Origin of the sequence: Bacillus sp. RC242 (assembly GCF_044908245.1) — a bacterium.
In the GTDB taxonomy this organism is placed as follows: domain Bacteria; phylum Bacillota; class Bacilli; order Bacillales; family Bacillaceae_G; genus Bacillus_A; species Bacillus_A mycoides.
On record NZ_JBIYCZ010000002.1, the window covers coordinates 440529 to 464675 of the forward strand.

Genomic DNA, 24147 nt, shown 5'->3' on the forward strand with positions numbered 1-24147 from the left:
TTAACACTTGACTTCACATGTGATTTATGTCAAAAAAGGATAGATAATAGCGAAATTCCTGCTACATTTATCCTCTATTTCAACACTATGATTTTAACTTTATAAACGTAATTTCCGGTAATGCTTGTATATGCTGAATAAATGCATTCTTTTCTTCTGACGATATATTTTTCAATTGCATTCCTACCTTATAAACTATTTCTGTATCTTGCTGTAAAGCTTCCACTTCATATGAAAGTATTGGAATACCTTTCACTCGTAGCGTCTCTACTATTTGTTGTACCGCTTCGTGTTTATTTATACACATTTGCACTGTTATATTTTGCGGAAATAAAAATTGCACCTTAAAAATACGACTTACAATCTCTAAACCAATCAAAACGAGAATCATCGCTCCAATCCCTACAACATACATACCTGCTCCAATTGCTAACCCTATTCCTGCTGTAGCCCATAAACCAGCCGCTGTCGTTAATCCTTTCACTGCCTGCTTTTGAATAATGATTGTACCTGCACCTAAAAATCCAACTCCACTAACAACTTGCGCTGCAATCCGGCTCGGATCAAGAGCCATATGTTCTTCAAACACAATATCCGAAAAAGCATATTTCGAAACGACCATTATTAAAGCACTCCCTACGGCTACTAGGAAATGTGTTTTTAATCCAGCTTCTTTTGAGCGAATTTCCCTTTCAATACCGATTATCGCCCCTAACAAACCAGCAACACCGATTCGTATAATAAAATCAATATGTAAGCTCACGAGCACTTCCCCCTTTTATTCATTATAGAGAGATAAAACAAAAATTATCACATGCATCTACCCATCGATATAAAAGCATTTTATTAAAATACATTTAATATCCCAGTGATTTTATGTTAATATTTTAAATATTAACATAAATAAAACAACCTACTTCTCATACAAAAAACCTTTAAAGTTCAACGTCTAACTTATTTTCAGTTAAAAATGGCATATGAGTTGCGTGAAATGAGGTTGAGAAAGTCAGGAAACGCTTTCATTTCATATCATAATTTTTGTGAAAAAAAACATAAATAAAAGGAGCTTACTAACAATGAACATCTCTTTACTTACACCTACTACCGATTTACAAGAAGAATACTTAGATTTTTATAACGAATGGAAAGATAGCGGTGAAGCGATGATTCCATGGGTTATTTCAAAAAATCCTTCTAATTTCACGACAATGATTCAAGAATTACACGACGCACATAACGGAATAAATATTCCTGAAACTTGGGTACCAGATTCTACTTATTGGCTCGTGACAGATGAAAATAAAATTGTAGGAGTTGTTAATATACGTCATAGTTTAACTGATCATCTATTTAATGCTGGAGGCCATATCGGTTATGGTATTCGCCCTTCTGAAAGAAGAAAAGGTTATGCTACAAAGTTACTAGAGTTATCATTAGAAAAAACAAAAGAATTAAACATCACGAAAGCACTTGTCGTTTGTGACGAAGTAAATACGGCTTCTGAGAAAACGATTTTACATAACGGCGGTCTCCGGGATGAAGATTACACTGAAGAAGATGGGAATGTTGTGAGAAGGTATTGGATTGAGCTCTAAATAATCAAAAACAAGCCAGAAAGTGATTAAACACTTTCTGGCTTGTTTTATCCCGCGTTAACAGGCAGTACAACTCCCACCTCAAAATTCAGCTGGAACAAAGAAGTTAGGTGGGAGATTAACTGCCCATAAAAGCCCGATTGGTGAAGGCTAATAATCAGTGGGGGATGAACAAAACCCCCACTAATTAAAGTTTCACTTTATACTGCTTCTATTTCAAACTGCACTGTAATACCACTTGGGTCTACTACAGTAAATCCATTTGTAGTTTCATTTATTTCATGTTGTTTTTCTATTAATCTTTCTTTCACTTCATCTAACGCTTCTTTATGCGGTAGTACTATCGTATACACTTTTAGTCCCGTTGCATGTGCTGGTGGATGTGGATTATTTACCCCGTTCCACGTATTTGCACCAATATGGTGATGATAGCCTCCTGCCGAAATGAATAAGCAATCATCTTCACGCTGTTGTACTTCAAAACCTACTGTATCTACATAAAACTCATGTGACTTCTCCACATCAGCTATTCGTAAATGTACGTGTCCAACCACCGTTTCGGCTGGTAAGCCATCAAACTCATAATCAACGAGCACTGCTAGTTCTTTTAAATCAAGTGGCGTACTTCCTCCTGGACCTTCTCCCCACTGATCACGCCGACGGTCTGCATATATTTCGATACCATTCCCCTCTAAATCTTGTAAATAAAACGCCTCACTATACGTATGATCACTTGCACTATTAAATCTTGAAATTGGTAAAATTTCATTTGAATATGTATAACGCCCTTCTTGCTCAGCTGGACTATCAATTACCTTTTTATTGCGAATAACACCAAATAGTGCCGAAGCAAAAGCTTCACGAGTCGGAACTAAAAAGGCAACGTGATATATACCCGTCGTACGCGGTTCTTGTAGCGCTGCATCTTCCAACTGCTCAAGAACAAGTAACGTATTCTTACCACCCTTTCCAGCTAAGTGTGCTTTGTTCTCCTCTTGTTTAATTACTTCTAATCCTACTACATTTTCATAGAAGGCAATTTGACGCTCTAGATCTTTTACTTTAAATGCAACATGACCAATACGTGTTTTCGGATGAATTTGTACCATGAATAACTTCCTCTCCAGTTCCCTTTAGTTTTTTATGTAAGTTGATAGGCAATAGGCCCATTCAACGAATACACCTTAATTTTGTTTTTTTGTAGCATCAACTTTTAGCCATTTTTTCGATATGTCACTTAATGTTCCATCTTGCTCTAATTCTTTTAACGCCTTATTTATATCTTCTAACTTTTCACTCTTTTTTGCAAATGGAAATGCAATCTCTCCCCATTCAAGTGGGCCAAATCCAACTTTGATATTATCTAGTTTCGCCTTTGTTATTGTTGTTTCCACTTGAACTTTATCATTATAATAAGCATCGACGCGTCCTAATCCTACTTCGTTCAATTCCGCCGTTGGGTCCTCTGAGTACGTTTTAATCGTAAAAGCATTATTTTTATTTAAAGCTTTTAACTCTTGCTCTCCTGCTGTACCAAGTCCAACACCTACAGTCTTTCCTTTTAGATCCTCTAGCGATTTAATTGTATTATTATTTTTCTTCACCGCAAAAACAGAACCTGAATACACATACGGAATCGAAAAGTCATATTTCTTTTTTCTTTCCGGAGAAACGGATAATTCATTTGCAATCGTATCAATACGGCCTGAATCTAATAAACCGAATAATCCTTCAAAATCAGAAACATTCCATTCTACTTTATATCCAGCTTTTTTAGCAGCCGCTTCAATAATTTCAGCATCAAAACCTTTTACTTTCTCACCCTCTTTAAATATAAATGGGCTACGACCTGCAGAAGTCCCAACTTTCACTACTTTTTCATCTGTCTTTTTACTTGCTGCATTAGAACCACATGCAGACAAAGCTCCAACTGATAGTGTTAATGCTAATGTTAGTAATAATGACGATTTTCTCATAACTCTTCCTCCTAAATAACGAAATGATTTCCTTCTTCAGATGCATTTAATTGCCGTAAAAACTTTTTCGTACGTTCATTTTGTGGGTTTCGAAAAATCTCTTCTGGCGTTCCCTGCTCTACGATAATTCCATCAGCCATAAAAATAACGCGATCAGCCACCTCTTTTGCAAAATTCATTTCATGTGTAACAATAACCATCGTTATATGTTGTCTTGCCAAGTCTTTAATAACTTGCAATACCTCATTAACTAATTCTGGATCAAGTGCTGAAGTCGGTTCATCAAACAATAATACAGCTGGATTTAAAGCCATTGCCCTAGCAATCCCTACCCTTTGCTGTTGTCCACCTGATAACATTGCCGGATAAAAATCTTCTTTATCAGCTAAGCCTACTTGTTTTAATATTTCTCTCGCTATTCCATTTGCCTCTTCTTCACTTTTTTTCTGTACAACCGTTAATGCTGTTGTAATATTTTGCAATGCTGTTTTATTTTTAAATAAATTATAGTTTTGAAAAACCATAGCTGTTTTTTGACGTAATTTTATGATTTCTTTTTGATAAAGTTTCTTCGTATGAATCTCTAAATCTTCAATTCTAATACTGCCATCATCCGGTTGTTCTAATAAATTTAAACATCGTAGTAATGTCGATTTCCCTGAACCAGAAGGTCCAATAATTACTACCACTTCCCCTTTTTTTACAGTAAGTGAGATTCCTTTCAGCACTTCATTATGTTTGTAAGATTTATACAAATTTTTTAACTCAATCACATATATCACCTCATTTCTCTTATAAATACGGTGCATCAAGTTTCTTCTCCAACCTTTTCTGTCCCCAGCTGATTACGATTGTAATAATCCAATACACAATCGCTACCGCTAAATAGCTTTCCATATAACGATACGATTGTGCCGCCAGCATTTTCGCTTGTGCCAATATTTCAGCCACTCCAAGTGCAAAAGATAACGAAGATTCTTTTAACAATCCAACAAAATTATTTCCAAGTGACGGCACTGCTACACGAATAGCCTGCGGAAAGATAATTTGTCGCATCGCTTGTGCTTTTGTCATTCCAACTGATAAACAAGCATCCATTTGCCCTGATTCCACAGCATTTAATGAACCTCGAATGATTTCTGACAAATAAGCAGCATTATTTAAACTGAGGCCAATTAAAGTTGCTTGCATAGCTGTAAGTACTGTAAAAGCCGGAGATATTTGTGGCAATCCGAAATATAACACAAACAATTGAACTAATAACGGTGTCCCTCTAAAGAAAGAGATATACACCCTTGCAATTGGATATAAAAATTTCGTTTTGTTTTTTGTAATGATCGCCAAGCCAATCCCTATAAAGAAAGAAATAATCATGGAAACTACAGTAATCCCTAAAGTTATGTATACATACTTAAATAATTGCGGAAAACTTTCTAAAAAATACGCTACATCAAATTTCATTTTCTCCCCCCCCTCTCTAAACAAAAAAACTCTTCTTACACATATAAGAAGAGTTGAATGTTAATCCATTTCCCCCCATCTTCCAAACGCCTCATACGTTTGCTGGAATTAGCACAGTGCTTTTTTAGCCTGTTGCTGAGATTTCACCGGGCCAGTCCCTCCATCTCTCTTGATAAGAAAACCAATAAATTTTTCCATTTATTTAGTTGTTATTATGAAGAATACAGTTAAAATTAAACAATGTCAATAGGAAAACTAAGAATTAAACTCAACCCTTGTTCGAACATACTAGTAATACATCAATTTACTATTCTTAATAAACTGTACACAAAAGCCATCTCCTCTGAAATTCAGAAGAGATGGCTTCAATTATAGAAACTATAAATATTTTACTTTATTATCCTTTAACTACATATTTATTTCATCTTATGTACTTCAGCAACTAACTTTCCGCCTTGAATACCCATATAAAGCTTAACAGGAGCATCATTCGTATTTTCAAATACTAAGTCTAAATATGGATAAGCAATTGTAGCATCTCTTCCCTGAGGGACATAACCTACTGTTTTAGAATGTGTAGTTCTCTCTACCATTTTCAAACCAGCTTGATCTGCTGCATTGTATAGCGTTGATGATGTTTGACAAACGCCACCACCATAACCATCTACTAATTTACCATCTACAATTTCTTTACCTAATTGATATCCTTTATCTGGCGTTGTATCACCGATTAATGCATTGAAAGAGAAACTGTCTCCTTTTGCTAATACAACTCCATTTATGCTCGCTGCCGACAAACGAATATTCTCAATACGGCCACCTGCTGATTCACCTAAATTCGTTTCATATCTACCAATTACCGTGCCACTTCCTTGCGCATCACTTAATGTTGCGGTAGGCTTTTTCTCAACGATAGGTAACTGATATGAAGAATCCCACATACCAACGTTTAATAATTTATCTACTAATTCTTTTTCCATTAATTCAAAAGAAGGCTTTCCTTCTTGCCATGATCCATCAGGAGCTATACGTGAAGGAACCATCTTTTTGTCAACGCTTTTCCCAACTTCACCTGCAACCTTCGTTACCGATTTTTTGAATTTCGCCTCATCTTCAAAATAACCTAAGCTCGATAAGTCTATTTTTTTCACCTCAGTACCAGTACGCGCATCCACTAAGCTAATTGAATCCTGTACATCAGCCTTAGCCTCTACAACGTTCCCACCAAAATCACTTACTAATGCCACATCACTTACTTTTGTGCCACAACCACTTACTACAGCTACACATAGCACCCCTACTAATATACCCTTTATTTTTCGGAACAATATACTCTCTCCTTTTCCCCAACATTATTTCTTATGTATTATTTCATTTTTATGTATCTTTTGTTACAATCATTTTACAATATATTTAGAAAATGTTACAAGTTGTTTTTTACTCTATTAAAATTACTCTTTTCTTTTGTAAATGTCTATACATATTTATATAAATTTTCGAGTTTGATAAGATTGTAACTTTTATGTAACTTATCCCCATCCAGTATATACCATTTAACAGATAAAATACAAATGTAAAACCCTTTCATTTCACCTCTTTATTCACCTGCATGCTTTAGAAACCGTAATACCGATTTTTCATATGTGATCATTATTAAACAACTTAAACCGAGATTTTATAGGTAAAAACAATCATTCGCTTCAGTGTATATAGGTATTTGCCGTGCCACTACTCCGCTTTTGCACATACATTATGGTGAATTTAACCTATTATAAAGAAATGGAGGATTTTTTTATGTATCCCTACAACCCTTATGATTCATATAACCAATATGGTTACCAACCTCAGTATGATTTACAGGCACAATACCAACAATATATAGATCAAACAGAGCAAATTGATCCATATGATCCAAATCGCCAATTTCAACTTCCAATCTCTTTCCCTGGCACTGGAAACCGTCAATTAGAAAGACGAGTAAATGATCTCGAGCAAAGAGTACGTCAACTAGAAAACACAGTTGAGCGTCATACACGTAGATTAAATCGCTTAAATCAGCGTTTACGTACAGTAGAAAACAGGCTAAACATTCCATTTTCAGCATTAGAAGACGGATTTTAATTTCGAAAATAACAAATATATAAGGAAGGGACTCCCCCTTCCTTATATAAATTGACGAAAGTTTTTTCCATCTCTATACTGATAAGAGTTAATGAAATGAAACAAGGTGATAAATATGGATTTTGAAATAAATTTTCTTTCCTTTTATGTAGTACAAGTAGAAGGAAAAGGTGAAGCAGTTGATAAGCGCTATAAACATTTTCAAACATTAGACGCTGAAGAGTATGAAGATAGCTCTTTAAAAGAATTTTTGAATGGTGAATTATTAAAAATTTCAAAGCGAAAAGTAGAACGTCACGCAAAAACAGAACAAGCCCCAACGAAGATCGGTCGCTTTATTGTAGAAGAAGGGCATGAACTCGATTCAAACCCTCATTACAACTTATTTAATCGTATTCGCTTTGCAGAAACAAAAGAAAACTTCAAAGATATGAGCGAACCTCTCGTTTATACATACCTTGACACAAGCGCTGTACGTGGTGGTGTGTTTTTAATCGCTCAAGCAAAACTACGCAAATACTTTGATGATCCATTCGTATTCGTAATGAAATGTGACTTCGAACCAAAGGTTGCTTCCATTTCTGATGAATCAACACTTATTCGTAACGTTGAAATGGCCATCACAACAAAGAATATGAAATCTATTCAGTACCCATACATGCCTGAAGAAGGTATGGTGGAGCCTGGCGAACTAAAAATACACCAAGCATCACACGCCCGCTACTTTGAAGACTTCTTAAAATTCGTCGAATACGAACGCTCTATGCCTGAAATTATGAAAACACAAGTAATGGACATGGTATACGACCAAATTGAAGATGTATTTGAAGAAGGTACTGAAGAACGCGAACAATTCGACCAAGCGATGGAAGTATGGGCTGCCAGTCCGAAACGCGAAATTATGGAACAATTTTCAACCGAAGAAGTAATGGAAGCTACTGCTCAAATCGTCGAGCACGCCCCTGAAGTGGAATTAAAGCTAAAAGCAGATCATATCTCTGTGAAGGCTTTGCTTGCTGATTTCGGAGACCTAATACATATTGCAAAGGTAAACGACCGATATGTATTAATGATTGAGGCTGATACACTTACGTTTGAGAAAGGCTTCTCTCCAATTGAGTTTTTGAAGCCGGATGAATTACAAGACGTAATTGAGCGGATTGAGAATAAACAGCAGTATTCTTATGATCCGAATGGGATTGAATAAATGCTTCCATATACCTATTTTTACTGAGCTCTATTAACAAGCGCTCTTTTATTTGGGACATAGTTGACATTTATATTAAAAACCGATTCTACTAAGAATCGGTTTTTCTTCTTTATAACAAATATGCTTATTTTTAAAAAATATTTTTGCTCCAAGATGACATTTCTTGTAGAATCAAGCATATTTCCATGAGAGACATCTACTTCAATATTTCTAGTTGACCAAGTCCTTCTATAAGTTTTTGGTGTTTTTCCTTTTAGTCATTATGTATGTTGTTAAAATGAAAATTTCACTTTACTACCTCAAATTTATTGTACTCGTAAAAAGATAATTGAAAACGATATTCCGGATGCTCTCTCACCCAATCGTAGGCTTCTTCTAAAATATCCATTTTATTTTGCACGTCATTAAGTTCACTACATTCGTTCCTTTTCTGTTTACATAGAGGACAGAACCCACCCACTATCTCGGCATTCATCGCACGAATCGTTTTACTTTCTAAGTCAACTACTAGACGAAGAATAAGAGAATGCTCCGCTTTTGTAGTCACCATCATTTCAGCAATTCCATCCTCATTCCAAAAGACACCATTTAATTCCATCTGTACGGTGACATCTTTGATTTCCAAGTCTATCACTATCACACCTCCCTTGTATAAGACTCTTACCTTACTCTTCGATTTTAATCTTTAATACACCACGAGCTAAAGATATATTAAGCTTTTTCCAATTCTTCTTCTTTGCTATGAAAGGAAGTGTAATTAGTGCAAATAGTGTGGTAAATATTATCAAAAAAACTAAAACGGTTAAAATGTTAAAGATTGCTTCCATTAAACTACACTCTTTTCTATGTATATCCGTACTAAAAACAACAAAATATTCCATTAACAATACAGGACAAGCCGTGAATTTTCCAACTAAACTTCAGCAACTTAATCCTGAAGTCTAGTTGTACATATGAATAAAATAAATTTTATTACTAACTTTCTTCTACTACTTTCTCCATCTCAGCCAAATACCTAAGCTGCCGCTCCGCTTTTCTCACCGCAGTAGGAAAGTGTTTTTTCAGAAGTTCTACTGCTGATTCACTTATATAATATCTTTCCGTTATACCTTCCCACGTGTCACTACTTTCAAATGCACTCCATACAAAAGGACGCTCTGTATTTTTTCTCAGTTCTTTAAACACCCATTTCCGCATCCTTTTTTTCGCTTTTTCTGTTAGTTTTCCGTTCTTTACAAGTTCAAGCTCACCATGTCTCTTGTATCGCTTGTTAATATCTCTCTCGCCATATACTTTCAGAAAGATATTTGCTGTATTCTCAGCATCTGCTAAAGCCCGGTGCTGCTTCCCTTCCCACGTTAAGCCGAGCTGATCCACTGCTAATTGTAAACTTGGTGTATGCTCAAATAATTCTTCATACGCCTGAAAAACAAATTTTTGCACATCAAATCTACTCTCTTTTTCCATACATGGGCATTCTACACCGTATAATGTACAATCTTGAGATAGAAAACGGTAATCTTCTTTTCCCCATGAAACAAATATTGAATCTTCTCCGATGAACTGAATAAATTTCTCTATAATTTGAGGGAAATTCCCTACACCTATTAAATCTTTCTTTGTAATTCCAGTTAATTTTGTTGTATGACGAGTTAATGGGGCACTTGGTTTTACTAACTCTGAAAATTCTCCAATAACCTTCATTGTACTCACATCTATTTTTACAGCTCCAATATCAACTATTTCTGACGGATCTTCTGATTTATACGGCCTAAAATTCCTTTCAATATCAAACACAATGAAGTGTGTAGCGTTTTTCAATTTATTTACCTCTTTCTAAATTCCTTTTCACACACATACTTTATTTTCAGTATTTATTTATTAATGCACTTTATGCATGAAAAACTTCGCATAAAAATCAAAAATTCAGTCTTATTATTACATGTACATAGGAGGATATTCAATAAAAACGCAAAAAAAAAAGAAGGGCAAGCCCTTCTTTTTTTCATAATTACTTCTTGTTTACGTTTGTAGCTTGAGGTCCACGGTTACCTTGTTCTACTTCGAAAGTAACTTCTTGACCTTCTTCTAAAGATTTGAAGCCGTCGCCTTGGATAGCTGAGAAATGAACGAATACGTCTTCTCCGCCTTCAACCTCGATGAAACCGAAACCTTTTTCTGCGTTAAACCATTTTACTTTACCGTTTTGCATTTAAAAAATCCTCCTACAATGTACCTATATGTACATATTCATTTTCAACCACTTTACAATAATACATCATATATTAAAAAACTGCAACCCCAGAGGAGATTTAACATTGCTATCCTCCTCGGAAGTTACAGCTCATTTAAATCTCTATATTATTAAAAGTAAAATGGTTTAAAGTAACTATATCATACCAATATAATAAAAGTAAAGTTTTTTTAAAGTTATACAGCTTTTTTTTTCCACTGCATCGCTTTTAATTCACCTGACCCAGCTACAACATAGCCTTCTTTTTCATTAACAATGCGCCAACCATGCCCTTTAACCGAATCACATACTGTAACAATTCCTTCTTCAAGAAGCACACGGCAAACAGTGCTAATTCCCGCCTTATTTTGCGTTGACGTTGTATATAACACATGTTGATCCACACTTAAATCTAAATAACTACTCGCTTTTTGTTCACTTTGACATGTATGCCAACCTATTTTATCACTTTCGATACTCTCATCTATTCTGCAAAAAGAAATATTTCCGCTAATTCCCTTGCACGATCCACTTGCCGCTACTAAATAGGAATTATGTATAGTCAACGCAGAAATCATCTGATTCATCGCTATTTTAATCCTTTTTAATTTACGTGTCTCTAAATCAAAAAGCCAAACACCACCATATTTAGTATGTATTTTCGTACCGATAAATAAGTAATGTTTATATAAAAATAATGATCGAATAGATGGTGCCTCACTACCGTAATTAAGAAATGGCTGAATAGTCTCCCATGTGGAACCAAAATTATTAGAATGATACAGTGTTTTATCTCCATGAGCAATTACTGTTCCATTCTCATTACTACATACATTCCAGCTCGTTGCTTTCGTTGGAAAGCGCTGGATCGTCCACGTTTCTCCACCATTCATACTACGAATAAAAACTCCTTCGTCCCCTACTCCGTAAACTACGTTACCTTCACTATGTAAATCTCGAATTCGTTTTCGGAAACCAGTTAAAGCCTGTTTCCATTCTCCATCTTTTTCAATGAATAAACCATTATATGTAGTAGCTAACAAAAGCTTTCCATCTCTTAACTTTGTAATAGCAGTTGCACTTAACATTGTTTCCACGTTGACACTCCCGTTCCTAGAACTTCTCGGCAAAAGCAATTGCAAAATCACTGCATTTTTCAACGTCTTCTTTATCTTCTGGAGCTAATTCAATTTTCAATCCTTCTTGTACAAGTTCTGCCCCGCATTTTACAAGACGTTCTTCAAATATCGTTACCGCTTCACAAAACAGCTCATACGCCGTATCACCTGATCCAAAAACAGCCACTTTTTTACCCGTTAAATCTATATTTTCTAACTCATCATGGAAATCTTCCGCTTCAAATGGTAATTCACCATCACCCCACGTATAAGATCCTAAAATGATTCCATCATAAGCTAATAATTCTTCAGCATCCATACCTTCCATCTCTTGCAATACTACTTCGTGATCAAAGGCATCTAAACTTACTTTAATTAAGTCAGCAATACTCTCTGTATTCCCTGACATACTTGCATACGCTATTAAAATTTTCGCCACTTTGGCATCCCCCTCTTACAATAATTGATTCTCATTCTCATTATATTAATAATGAGAATCAATTTCAATTATTATTTTCATTCAATTTATATCCTTTTCATTTATGTTAAAAGAAATGGTACATCTGACTATTCCCTTTTCATTTTGAGTATTAACATTCATATTCATCTATTGCCAAATCTAGTTTCTCAACTTATTGTATATACATCCTTTCACATTTAATATGTTGCATATATAATGCGAAAGGCCATTTACACATTTCATTATTTTTAGGTAACAAACAATTTCGATCTTACAAAAAGAGGAGTCTTTCTAATGAAAAAATTTTTTATTAGACTTTTAAAAATATCATCCCTTTTGACAGCACTATTATTAACAGTGGGTGCCATTATTCTATTTGGCACTTCATACGGCCATAATTTACGTGTCATCGCAGCGGAAAGTATTTTAACGTCTCAACATCCGCAATACGCAAAAATTACATTACTGTCTGATAACGAGTTAAATGATATTTCTCAATCCATTACAAATCCAAAATGGAAAAACAGCGATTTTGCCAATACTAAACTTTCAAAACAAGAATTAGAGCGAAAGAAAAATGCACCATTAAACGTTTCGATTGAAACGATAAAGAAAAAATACAATGATCATTTTTTTGAAGGTAAATTAATGACTATTAGTAATCCATTAAATGTAAAGCTCGTTACACAACAAGGTTCAGAAGGGAAAGACGTTGGAGAAAAAATATATGTCATGGCAAAACGAAACCATGCACTTGCTGCTGTAAATGCTAGTGGGTTCTGGGATGAAACGGGGCATGGTGGTGGTAAAACAGGCATCGGTATTGTTATTGAAAACGGGAAAGTTATAAACACACCGCAAGACATTAATACCCCTACTCTCGTCAGTGGACTTACAAAATACGGACAAATGGTTTCAGGAGAGTTTTCTGCTAATCAACTGTTAAATAAGAATGTCGTTTCCGCTGCTGGCTTTATGCCTCAACTAATTGTAAATGGCGAAAAAATGATTACAAATGATGGCGGATGGGGCTATGGTCCCCGAAGTATTATGGCTCAGAAAAAAGATGGATCAATTATGTTTTTCATCATTGATGGAAGACAACCTCATAGTATCGGAGCTTCTTTAAGAGACTGCCAAGATATTCTTTATGAAAAAGGGGCCATAAATGCAATGGCAATGGACGGGGGCTCGTCAGCAACATTGTACGCAATGGGAGACATTTTAAACATCCCTTCAACCTTATCTCATAAATCACGCTATTTACCAAACGCCTGGGTTGTTACCTCGAACCCTAAGCAACAAGTTCATGTAACGATAGATGGTAGCCCAGCAAGCTCTCAAAAGATTTCCGAAATGACAGGATCTACTGCTGTAGCAATAAATAAATAAAAAAGAACAGATGACTATACAATCATCTGTTCTTTTTTATTACTTTTTAAAAATACCAAATGGTTTTCCAACTGGTAATACAACTTTTCCGAAGTGTGTATTTAACACGGCTGCTGCTGAACCATAGAAAGATAATAATGAAATACATAGTTCAGAATACGCTGCTAAATTATGCATTGCGTGCGGCATAACACCTAAAGTACTTAATGAAAGACCAATAAATAAGAAATCAATAAGGACGAAAATCATAAATAATACTTTATGTGTTTCCATTGCACCAATTGTCATAAAGATCGTGAAAATCAAGTATCCGATAAAGGCTACACCAAGCTGTTTTGAATCTGCAGTTTGGGCTAATTTTTCGCCAAATACTCCGAGTTGAATTAACCAAGTCATTCCAACACCTAACCAAAATAGGCCGTACGCACCAAATGCTGTTGTACCGAACGTATTGTTATGCTTTGCATCGTGAATGCATGCAAAGATTTGTGCAAATCCTCCTAAAAAGATTGCCCATGGTAATACAAGTGAAACGCCATCTGTTAAGCCTAACTTTTGAGATGATGCTACAAGTGTTACCATCGCTAATCCAAATAGACCAATTCCAGATGGATCTGCTGTTGTCATTTTCACATGATGTGTAGTAGTTTGATTGCTCATATAAACCTCCTGATTATAAACATACTCGAATACAATACTTAAATCAGAAGGCTATGTCAATGGTTTTTTTTGTATGTTGTCAGACCTTATATTCCATAATAATCAAATACACATTTGGCCATATCATAAGGTTTTACATTTAAATTTGGCAACTCATTTACCGGCATCCATAAAGGAATATAGCTCCCTCTATCTTTCAGCTCGAACTCCTCGCCTTTACCACTTCCGAAAACTCCACCTATAATATGGGCATTATAATAATACTCCGTACCTTTATACTCCACCTTTGCAATCAGATGCTCCACTTGTATATGTACCCCTAATTCTTCATAAACCTCTCGCTTCGTTGCTTCTTCAGGTGTTTCTCCTTCTTCAATTCCCCCGCCTGGAAAAACAAAATACATTTCACCTTCTCGAACACGTTTTATAAGAGCGATTTTACCACCTTGTATAATTATAGCTACACCGCGGTTTCTTCTCACTTTATTACCTCAACACCAATCGCAACTGTTCCCCATTCTTTTTCTTGTTCTTTCGTATATATTCCGTATGTACTTTCTAACATTTCTTTTATACTAAGTTCTTCACAATCAAATAATTTTTTATCAATTTGTTCGTACATTGTTTTAAAGCTTTCGTATCGTTTTATCTCCGTTACTTTTACAGCCATCGTTTCTGCTGTCGTAAGGTTCGTAAATACAATTTCATCGTCTTGTTTTATAAGTTGACGTTTTTTATCGTATAAGCGTACTTCATATACTTTTTTTCCTAATTGAATCGACTGAAAAGGTTTATTATATAATCCCATTTCGTATCTCATACATTTCACTCCCTTTTATTCATCTTGCCTACTAACATTTTTGCACATTACTATTTCATACAACATAGTTCGCCTTACTTCACCTTGCATATAATGTTCCATATCCATTACTTTCTTTAGAGAGGATGCTAAAATTGGTATGTTATATTTAAATCAAAAACCTGAATATAATAAATATGATATCGGTGATTATACTTACAGTAAAGTAGGCCCTATTATTTTTTCTTGGAATGATGAAACAAAATTAAAAATAGGTAAGTTTTGTTCATTAGGAGAAGAAGTCGTTTTCGTACTTGGCGGTGAACATCGTGCTGATTGGATAACAACTTATCCATTTAATGTCCTCTTCGAAGAAGGAGCACACATTACTGGGCATCCTTCTTCAAAAGGTGATATCGTAGTCGGCAATGATGTATGGATTGGTTATCAATCCTGCATTTTATCTGGTGTTACAATTGGTAACGGGGCCATTATCGGGGCCAAGAGTGTTGTTACAAAAGACGTACCTCCATATGCAATCGTCGCTGGTAATCCTGCCAAACTAGTTCGATATCGTTTCCCGCAAGAAATCATTGAAAAACTAGAAAACCTTGCATGGTGGGACTGGGACATTTCCGTTATAAAAGGAGCTATTCCATTTCTACTCTCCAACAAAATCAACGAATTTTTCACTTCTCCCGAAGAAGAAGCTACTTGATCTAAACAAAAAGAGCATCCTATTCTTTCAGGATGCTCTTTTTGTGTTTATTTTTTATTTATTCGCAACTGATTACACGGGGAACAGTGAAATGGAATTTTGTCTAAACAATTAAAGTTTGTTTCACAAATTTGTTCTATCGTTGGAACAAATGGAATGACAACTATGTTACTATCTATTATTTGTGTAACAGGTGGCAATACTGTGCCTACTTGATGTTCGAAGCGAATACTCGCTTGATTAATATAATTTCCTGAACCGCTTGGTGCACTCTGAACTGTTACTTGGAACGAAACTGTCCGTGCTTCACCTGGATTTAAACTTCCTATAAGAAACCCTAATACTGGGCTTACATTTGGCACTGGCGTATTATCAACAGTTACACTTCCAGGAACAAATCGAAAACTACTATCTAACATATCTTGAAAACGAATATTTTGTATCGCTGTATCCCCCGTATTCGTAATAACTGTCGTAAACGTAATAACATCGCCTATCGTTGCTGATTGAAGATCTGCCGTTTTTACGACTGTTGTTGAAACATTTTGAGGAATAAACGGGATAACAACTGTATTACTATCGCCTTCAACTACTACTGGCGGCTCATTAGGATTTACAGTTGCAAGCCCATTCGCTGTAGCTGTATTTGTAACTAAATTATTTATTTGCCCTCCTGTTATTACAACTTGGAAATTAATAATCGCTGCATCATTTGGCTGAAAATTACCTAAAGGGATACCAGTATTCGGATTGGCAAATGGAAAAGGTACATCATTTACTGTTACCGTGCCATTTATAAATAACGTATTTGGGTCAATGATGTCTGTTAAAATAATATTCGTCACAGGAACTGTACTATCATTTATAACAGCAATTCCGTAAGTGACAACATCTCCTACCATTGCTACTTCAAAATCCGCTCCTTTTGCAACAAATAAAATTGCAGTATTTACCGTTACAATAACTGTATTACTTGTGTCCATCACTGTAACTGGTGGCTCTCCTGGTACTAAAATATACTCTGCTAATGCCCCAGCAACGTTCACTACCGTACCACCATCAGGAAAACTTGTAATCGTAGCTTCATATGTTACAATCACCGTTTCACCGACTGGGATATCTGGTATCGTAAATCCAATCTGTGGATTTAACCCCGGCTGTGGTATTCCATTTATCGTTACACTATTTGGGACAAAATCAGCTTCCTGAGATAACACGTCTATAAATTGAACATTCATCGCATCAGCCGTACCAGTATTTAATATACGAACAGTATACGTTACCGTTTCTCCTACTCCAACAATTGGATGATCTACTTCTTTTAGCATATCTAAACTGCCTCTATTTACTGGAGTTACTGTCGTATTACTCGAACTCGTAATTGTAAACGGTGGTTCTCCTGGAATAAGTTCAAAACTACCCGTTACACTCGCCGAATTCATAATGCTATTAGAAGGCGGGATTGAGATTACAGTTACTTCAAACGTTATGAGTACACTATCTCCTACTGGGAGATCCGGTAATGAAAAGCCTACAAAAGGATCTAAACCTACTTGCGGAATCCCATTTATCTGTACACTCCCTGGAACGAATTCTAAACTAGGTGATGGAACGTCAATAAATTGCACATTTGTCGCTGTTACCGTTCCTGTATTTGTAACTTGCACACTATACGTTAACGTATCTCCTAATCGTGTCGCCTGTTTGTTGACAGTTTTTATAACATTGAATCGCCCTCTATTTACCCTTGTTATTGTCGTATTACTCGGCTCTGTTACTACAACTGGTGGTTCTCCTGGTACTAAAGTAAAACTTCCTGTTATATTTGCAACATTCGTTATCGTTCCTGAAGATGGAATATTTGTCACTGTCGCTTGGAACGTCACTATAGTCGTATTGCCAACAAGTATATCGCCAATTCCAAACCCAGTAATCGGATTTAAACCAGGTTGCGGAGTTCCATTTACCGTTACACTATTTGGGACAAATGACGCTCCTGCTGAAATCGTATCAATAAACTGAACATTGTTAGCTGTTACTGTTCCCGTATTCGTTATTTGCACTGTATACGTTAATACATCGCCAACGAGAGTCGCAGCCCTGTTCACCTGTTTTATAACATTAAATCGTCCTCTATTTACAGTTGTGAGTGTTGTATTGCTTGGTTGGTTTACTATAACTGGTGGTTCTCCTGGTACTAATATAAAGCTTCCAGTCACGTTTGCCGTATTGGCAATCGTTCCGTTTGATGGCACACTGACGACGGTTACTTGGAAGGTTACTTCTACACTTTCACCTGGATTTATATCTGGAAGCGGGAATCCATTATTAGGATTGAATCCAGGTTGTAACACACCGTCTATCGTTACACTGTTCGGTATGAATGTTATAGAGGAAGGTAATACATCACTATATTGAACATTCGTCGCTGTCACTGTTCCCGTATTTTGAACTACTGTTGTATATGTGATTGTATCTCCTACTGCAACAACCGGCTGACTTACTGATTTTAAAACATTCAAACCAGATTCATTTATTTTCGTTAATGTCGTGTTACTTGTCGTTGTTTCAGTAATAGGCGGCTCTGTTCCACTTACAGCAAATGTAGCCGTAACATCCACAAAGTTAACTACTGTTCCACCTTGAGGTATGCTCGTTACCATCTCTTGGTATGTGACAAGTACAAAATCACCTACAGGTATATCTGGAACTGTAAAGCCTATGAACGGATCTAATCCAGGCTCTGGTATTCCGTTTATACTCACACTTCCTGGAACAAATGCTACACCACTCGTACTAGAATCAAGAAATTGAACATTTGTTGCCGGCACTGTTCCAAAGTTAAAAATTAGTACATCGTAAGTTAATATTTCTCCAACCGTTGCTGCCTCTTTATCTACTAGTTTTAATGGGAAAATAGACGCTATATTAATCGTCGTAACGACTAAATTTGTTAATATCGTTTGCGTAATCGGTGGTTCCTGCGGATTTGGTTGTGAAGTAAATGTAACGTCAGCATCGTTTAATATGACTTCATTATCTGGAATCTCTGTAATCGTCACTTGGAATGTTACCGTAATACTTCCACCAGCATTTAATGACGGAGTAACTGTAAATCCTATTCCAGGATTTACACCAAGTTGCTGTATTCCACCTATCGTTACACTATTTGCGACAAATGTTGTTCCTTCTGGAATGACATCTTGGAAGAGTACATCTGTAACAGGTATAATTCCTACATTCGTTATTAGAACGGTATACGTTAATACATCTCCAACAGCTCCAGCAGCAACATTTACAGTTTTTGTTGCTGTTACTTCACCAGGAGGAGGTAACGGTATTGTAACTACTGTCGTATTACTTGAATTTGTCGTTGTTACAGGCGGTTGTAAAGGATTTAATAAAAAAGTGGCTGTAGCAGATGCTGTGTTTAGTACTGCTCCACGTGTAGACGGTGCAACTACCGTAACTTGGAACGTTACTGTCAATGATGTTCCAGCTGCGATATTAGGGAGCGGGAAACCAACATTTGGGTCAAAGCCAGGTTGAGGCGTTCCATTTATCGTTACACTATTTGCGACAAATGTTGTTTCTGTTGCAATCGGATCAATGAAAGAAACATTCGTCGCTAGTACTGTGCCATTATTTCGAATGACAACAGAATACGTGTAAGTCTCTCCAAGTGCTGCTTGTTGTACAGATGAAGATTTTTGTATATTTAACTGTGCCGTATTTACCTGTGTCACTACAAAATTACTATTCGTAGCAGTCGTTATAGGAGGTCCTGCCGGATTTATAAGGAAGCTTGCAGTAACGTTCGATTGATTTCTTATATTCCCTCCACTTGGAACACTCGTCACTGTAACTTGAAACGTAATTGTAGCGGTTTGCCCGACTGGAATATTTGGTACTGGAAAACCTGTCATAGGATTCGCGCCTTGCTGAACAACTCCATTTATCGTTACACTATTCGCTACAAATGTAGCTCCAGTTGGGATTGGATCTTGAAAAATGATATTTGTTGCAGGAACAGTTCCTGTATTTTGAATACGAATCGTATACGTTAACGTATCTCCTATACCTGCTTGTGGTGTATTTACACTCTTCATTACATTAAGTGATCCTACATTCACTCGCGTCACAACAATATTACTAATCGTTACAATTGTAATTGGTGGCTGGAGAGGACTTACTTGGAAATCAGCAGTGACATTCGCATTATTCGGAAGAACTCTATTTGATGGTACACTTGTAATTAACACTTGGAAAGTAACTGTTACCATCGTACCTACCGGAATATTAGCAAGCGGAAATCCAGTTGTCGGATCTAAACCAGGTTGAGATATCCCGTTTATTGTTACACTATTCGCAACAAACGTTGTTCCAGGTGGAATCGGATCAAGGAATGATACATTTGTCGCTGCTACTGTTCCACTATTTTGTATACGAACTGTATACGTTAACGTATCTCCTACACCGGCTTCACTAGCACTTACGCTCTTCATTACATTTAGCCCTGAAGAATTCACAACTGTCATAACAGTATTACTTGGTACTGTTACAGTAATTGGTGGCTCTGTTGGATTTACAAGGAAATCTCCAGTTACATTCGCATTATTTACGACATTATTTCCTTGGGGAATTTCATCAATTAATACTTCAAACGAAACAATTACACTTGCGCCAGTAGGCAAATTATTTAGTGGGAATCCAAGTTCTGGATCTGCTCCTTCTTGTAAAACACCATTAACTAATACACTGTTTTCAATAAATAATGTCCCTTGCGGAATTGAATCTTGGAAAAATACATTTGTCGCTGGTACACTACCTGCATTTATGATTTCGATTGTATATACTAAAACATCCCCTACCGTTGCAACATCCGTATTGACTGCTTTCACAACTTCAAAATTCCCCGATTGTACAGTTGTGTTAACAATGTTACTAGGAACATTAATTGTTACTGGTGGTTCACTCGGATTCACTTGAAAACTTGCTGTTACATTTGCTTGATTTAAAATATCTTCATTTTCTGGATCCTGTACAATTAATACGTCAAATGTGACTACAACTGTTTGAGCCGCAGGAATATTTGGAAGAGAAAATCCTGGATTCGGATTCAATCCACTTTGCGGTACTCCATTAATTGTTACAGAATTTGCAACAAATGAAACAGCAGAAGGAATAGGGTCTTGGAAAAATACATTTGTTAGCGGAACGTTTCCTGTATTTTGAACGGCAATCGTATACGTTAAAGTATCCCCTACTGCTGCTTGCGTTGTATTCACTTCTTTTATTACATTTAAACCACCTGTATTAACTTGTGTTACAACGGTATTCGTTTGCCTATTAATCGTTACTGGCGGTTGATTCGGAATAACGACGAAATTAGCAGATACATTACCGCGATTCGCAATCGTGCCTCCTGATGGGGTAGATGTAACTCGTACTTGAAAAGTCACCGTTCTACTTCCACCTGGAGATATATTCGCTACCGTAAACCCAGTCGCTGGATTTGCCCCAGGTTGCGAAACTCCATCAACAGTTACACTATTTGGTATAAAAGTCGTTCCAATTGGGATTGGATCTTGAAAAATAACGTTCGTCGCCAGTACATTTCCTGTATTTTCAATTGTAACGGTATACGTAAGAACGTCATTAATTGTCGCAAAAGCTCTATCTACTGTTTTTCTCGTTCTTATATCGGCTATATTTATTGTAGTAAATACTGTATTACTTGTCGCTTGGCCTGAAACCGGTTGTTGACCAGGAACCGGAATAAAGTTAAACGTTGCACTTGCACGGTTCGGAATTGGATTTACAAGAGGATTAGATGTCACTCGAACTTGAAAGCGTACTACAGTCGTTTGCGAAGCATTAATACTTCCAAGATTAATACTACTTGCTGGATTCGCTCCTGGTCGAGCTACTCCATTTACCGTAACACTATTTGTTACAAACGTTGTTCCAGCAGGTATACTATCAACAAAAATCACATTATTTGCAGCGACATTCCCATTATTCGTCACATTAACTGTGTACGTTAATACATCATTAAGTGTTGCCGTCTGTAAATCTACAGATTTTTGCAAACTTACATTTGCGCGATTTACCGTCGTCTGTACTGTATTTGAAGAAGCTGTACTTGTGATAGGAGGACTTCCAACAAAAGGACGGAATTGGTATGACACCATTGCACGATTTGAAATTGGATTTGGACTTGGGAATGACGTAACTCTCACTTGAAATGTAACAACTCTTTGAGCATTATTCGGTATCGTTCCTAAATTAATTCCACTAGCTGGATTGGCGCTCGGCTGAGTTACTCCACCTACTGTAACACTGCCTGCTATAAACGTCGTTCCATTCGGAATACTGTCTTGTAATACAACGTTTTCTGCACTTCCTGTCCCTGTATTCGGAACAGTAATCGTATAAGTGAGAATATCACCTACTGCTGCAACGGTTTTATCAACAGATTTAACGGGATTTATAATTGGCCCTGTCGCATCAATTTGAACACCAAAACCAGCTGCAGCATATCCATCTCCATTTGTAACGAAGCGAACAGTCGCTGACGTTTGATTATTTACTAAGGATGACGAAGCATCTACATTCGTAATATCCCACCCTTGTCTTCGGACGGCTAAAGCTATCCCTAACGGCTGATTCAAATTTCCAAAGGTGCCAGTTGTATCTAAATTCCCACTATCATTACAAATTTGTGACTGAAAGAAATTATTTGCGGGATTTCTCGGTCCGAATAAAGCAACTGTAGCATTCGCATTCGGTCCAAAGCGAAGTTGATCTCCAACAATGTTAGAATCTCCTTCTTGAGCTGTTACAAGTACTCTCCCTGTAACAGCACCTGTAGATGGCGTTGCAAAACCTGAAATAGTAGCATCAACTGGTGGCGATGAAGCATCGATAATTTCTTGACCTGCATACACTGACAAATTCCTAAGAGGTAAACTTGCATTTTGATAAACTACCTCAAGCGTCCAACCAGCTGAACGACTGACTGTTGGATCAGCAGAAGTTCTTGTAGCCGGTACAGCACCCGTTGTATATGTTCCCGCTCCCCCTGTATTAACAAGATTCGTTACATTAGCAGAGCGAACATAATAAAACTGGTTCCCAACTGAACCTTGCTGCGCAGTGGCAGGATCTGGTGCAACAGAAAATGTTCCTGCTGGTGTTGTAAATGAAATATTATCATTTAAAAATGCTGTAACATCCTCTGTATCGGTCCGGTATGTGCCGGCCCATACTAGTTCTGCGTATAAAACACTACTCCCTGCTGGAAGGTTCAAAATTGCACTTGAAGAATTTAATGGCCAGTCATTCGTTGTTCCTACCGGGAATCCAGGTACTTGAAGCGATGTATTTATCGTTGTAAACACATCAATCGTACCGAAGTTATTGTTTGGTGCAGGTGATGTAGGACTTAGTCCCAACGTGTTCCCAGTGAACGTGACGGCACCAGTTACAGTTGTCGTAAAGCGATTCATAAAAGGCACACAATCATCTCATTTCATTTATAGTAAAAAGTGCTCTATACTATAAAATGTAGACAAACTATGCAACGTACGTTGTCCAACAAAATTCCACATATATGGAGAGGAGTTTATTACACTATGCGCTACGTTATCGTAACAGGAACTTCACAAGGTTTAGGCGAGGCAATTGCCACGCAATTGTTAGAAGAAAACACGAGTATCATCTCTATTTCTAGAAGAGAAAATAAAGAGCTTACTAAACTCGCAGAACAATATAACAGCAATTGTATTTTCCATTCCATAGATCTTCAAGATGTACATAATTTAGAAACTCATTTTAACGAAGTCTTTTCATCTATTCAAAAAGACAATGTCTCATCGATTCATTTAATTAATAATGCAGGAACACTTGCACCAATGAAACCTATTGAAAAGTCAGAAAGTGAACAATTCATTACGAACGTTCATATTAATTTAATCGCACCAATGATCCTTACTTCCACTTTCATGAAACATACGAAAGACTGGAAAGTAGAAAAACGCATTATAAATATTTCATCTGGAGCAGGAAAAAATCCTTATTTCGGATGGGGAGCTTATTGTACAACGAAAGCCGGTGTAAATATGTTTACACAGTGCGTAGCTACTGAAGAAGCGGAGAAAGAATATCCTGTAAAAACTGTCGCTTTCGCACCTGGTGTTGTTGATACAAATATGCAAGCACAAATTCGTGAAACAAATAAGGAAGACTTTATTAACTTAGATCGATTCACCGCATTAAAAGAAGAAGGAAAGCTACTGTCACCTAAATATGTTGCGAAAGCTATTCGTAACTTAATAGAAACTGAGAATTTCCCGCAGGGTGAAGTAATTCGAATTGATGAATAACAAAGAGGCACGCTATA

The 24147-nt window shown here is 36.6% G+C and carries 21 protein-coding genes and 1 riboswitch; of the genes, 6 read left to right on the forward strand and 15 right to left on the reverse strand.

Translation table 11 applies throughout. From position 1 onward, the window contains the following. Window positions 1-85: 85 nt before the first annotated feature. Complete coding sequence (locus ABH957_RS06005) at window positions 86-763, reverse strand: MgtC/SapB family protein (protein WP_113936049.1); 678 nt, start codon at window positions 761-763, stop codon at window positions 86-88. Between the two features lie 313 nt (window positions 764-1076). Here ABH957_RS06005 and ABH957_RS06010 point away from each other — a divergent pair, with 313 nt between their 5' ends. Further along, window positions 1077-1595 (forward strand): GNAT family N-acetyltransferase, encoded by a 519-nt coding sequence (locus ABH957_RS06010; RefSeq protein ID WP_113936050.1) that lies wholly within the window; start codon window positions 1077-1079, stop codon window positions 1593-1595. A gap of 200 nt (window positions 1596-1795) precedes the next feature. On the opposite strand, the gene ABH957_RS06015 is transcribed toward ABH957_RS06010, so the two are convergent. From ABH957_RS06015 to ABH957_RS06035, 5 genes are all read right to left on the reverse strand, one after another. Then, the gene (locus ABH957_RS06015) at window positions 1796-2704 is read right to left on the reverse strand and encodes a VOC family protein (RefSeq protein ID WP_002087713.1); all 909 of its coding nucleotides are present in this window, start codon (window positions 2702-2704) and stop codon (window positions 1796-1798) included. Window positions 2705-2779: 75 nt separating this feature from the next. Beyond that, entirely contained in the window at window positions 2780-3571 is a 792-nt protein-coding gene (locus tag ABH957_RS06020) for an amino acid ABC transporter substrate-binding protein (protein WP_404510770.1), read from the reverse strand. An 11-nt stretch (window positions 3572-3582) separates the two neighbouring features. Beyond that, complete coding sequence (locus ABH957_RS06025; RefSeq protein WP_033708422.1) at window positions 3583-4344, reverse strand: amino acid ABC transporter ATP-binding protein; 762 nt, start codon at window positions 4342-4344, stop codon at window positions 3583-3585. A gap of 19 nt (window positions 4345-4363) precedes the next feature. Beyond that, a complete protein-coding gene (locus tag ABH957_RS06030) occupies window positions 4364-5032 on the reverse strand; it encodes an amino acid ABC transporter permease (RefSeq protein WP_002066492.1) in 669 nt (222 codons plus the stop codon). A gap of 72 nt (window positions 5033-5104) precedes the next feature. Next, window positions 5105-5211: riboswitch (SAM riboswitch) on the reverse strand. 237 nt (window positions 5212-5448) lie between these two features. Continuing rightward, complete coding sequence (locus ABH957_RS06035) at window positions 5449-6360, reverse strand: VanW family protein (RefSeq protein WP_404510772.1); 912 nt, start codon at window positions 6358-6360, stop codon at window positions 5449-5451. A gap of 466 nt (window positions 6361-6826) precedes the next feature. On the opposite strand from ABH957_RS06035, the gene ABH957_RS06040 reads away from it, so the two are divergent. Both ABH957_RS06040 and ABH957_RS06045 read left to right on the forward strand, forming a co-directional pair. Then, on the forward strand, window positions 6827-7153 hold the full coding sequence (locus tag ABH957_RS06040) for a hypothetical protein (protein WP_404456621.1): 327 nt from the start codon (window positions 6827-6829) through the stop codon (window positions 7151-7153). 115 nt (window positions 7154-7268) lie between these two features. Then, complete coding sequence (locus ABH957_RS06045; protein WP_002014380.1) at window positions 7269-8360, forward strand: DUF3900 domain-containing protein; 1092 nt, start codon at window positions 7269-7271, stop codon at window positions 8358-8360. Window positions 8361-8649: 289 nt separating this feature from the next. Here ABH957_RS06045 and ABH957_RS06050 read toward each other — a convergent pair whose 3' ends face one another. From ABH957_RS06050 to ABH957_RS06070, 5 genes are all read right to left on the reverse strand, one after another. Next, on the reverse strand, window positions 8650-8997 hold the full coding sequence (locus ABH957_RS06050; RefSeq protein ID WP_002087722.1) for a hypothetical protein: 348 nt from the start codon (window positions 8995-8997) through the stop codon (window positions 8650-8652). A gap of 341 nt (window positions 8998-9338) precedes the next feature. Continuing rightward, window positions 9339-10184, reverse strand: coding sequence for an exonuclease (locus tag ABH957_RS06055; RefSeq protein ID WP_002167856.1), 846 nt, complete (start codon window positions 10182-10184; stop codon window positions 9339-9341). A gap of 190 nt (window positions 10185-10374) precedes the next feature. Then, window positions 10375-10575, reverse strand: coding sequence for a cold shock-like protein CspB (cspB, locus tag ABH957_RS06060; protein WP_001179147.1), 201 nt, complete (start codon window positions 10573-10575; stop codon window positions 10375-10377). Between the two features lie 218 nt (window positions 10576-10793). Beyond that, a complete protein-coding gene (locus ABH957_RS06065; protein WP_404456618.1) occupies window positions 10794-11693 on the reverse strand; it encodes a WD40/YVTN/BNR-like repeat-containing protein in 900 nt (299 codons plus the stop codon). Window positions 11694-11709: 16 nt separating this feature from the next. Beyond that, window positions 11710-12153 (reverse strand): flavodoxin, encoded by a 444-nt coding sequence (locus tag ABH957_RS06070; protein WP_001062757.1) that lies wholly within the window; start codon window positions 12151-12153, stop codon window positions 11710-11712. 315 nt (window positions 12154-12468) lie between these two features. On the opposite strand from ABH957_RS06070, the gene ABH957_RS06075 reads away from it, so the two are divergent. Then, window positions 12469-13566 (forward strand): phosphodiester glycosidase family protein, encoded by a 1098-nt coding sequence (locus tag ABH957_RS06075; RefSeq protein ID WP_219303272.1) that lies wholly within the window; start codon window positions 12469-12471, stop codon window positions 13564-13566. 39 nt (window positions 13567-13605) lie between these two features. Here ABH957_RS06075 and ABH957_RS06080 read toward each other — a convergent pair whose 3' ends face one another. From ABH957_RS06080 to ABH957_RS06090, 3 genes are all read right to left on the reverse strand, one after another. Then, the gene (locus ABH957_RS06080) at window positions 13606-14226 is read right to left on the reverse strand and encodes an acetate uptake transporter (RefSeq protein ID WP_000070943.1); all 621 of its coding nucleotides are present in this window, start codon (window positions 14224-14226) and stop codon (window positions 13606-13608) included. Window positions 14227-14312: 86 nt separating this feature from the next. Then, window positions 14313-14708: an NUDIX hydrolase gene (locus ABH957_RS06085; RefSeq protein ID WP_404456616.1), complete on the reverse strand. Its 396-nt coding sequence runs from the start codon at window positions 14706-14708 to the stop codon at window positions 14313-14315. Next, window positions 14705-15046, reverse strand: a complete 342-nt coding sequence (locus tag ABH957_RS06090) for an ASCH domain-containing protein (protein WP_404510774.1) — start codon at window positions 15044-15046, stop codon at window positions 14705-14707. Before ABH957_RS06090 ends, ABH957_RS06085 begins: the two co-directional genes overlap by 4 nt. Before the next feature lie 139 nt (window positions 15047-15185). On the opposite strand from ABH957_RS06090, the gene ABH957_RS06095 reads away from it, so the two are divergent. Beyond that, on the forward strand, window positions 15186-15743 hold the full coding sequence (locus ABH957_RS06095; protein ID WP_002185210.1) for a CatB-related O-acetyltransferase: 558 nt from the start codon (window positions 15186-15188) through the stop codon (window positions 15741-15743). Window positions 15744-15790: 47 nt separating this feature from the next. Here the strand turns inward: ABH957_RS06095 and ABH957_RS06100 are convergent, their stop codons facing one another. Then, a complete protein-coding gene (locus ABH957_RS06100) occupies window positions 15791-23263 on the reverse strand; it encodes a DUF7507 domain-containing protein (protein ID WP_404510776.1) in 7473 nt (2490 codons plus the stop codon). A gap of 117 nt (window positions 23264-23380) precedes the next feature. On the opposite strand from ABH957_RS06100, the gene ABH957_RS06105 reads away from it, so the two are divergent. Continuing rightward, a complete protein-coding gene (locus ABH957_RS06105) occupies window positions 23381-24130 on the forward strand; it encodes a (S)-benzoin forming benzil reductase (protein ID WP_404510778.1) in 750 nt (249 codons plus the stop codon). Window positions 24131-24147 lie beyond the last annotated feature (17 nt).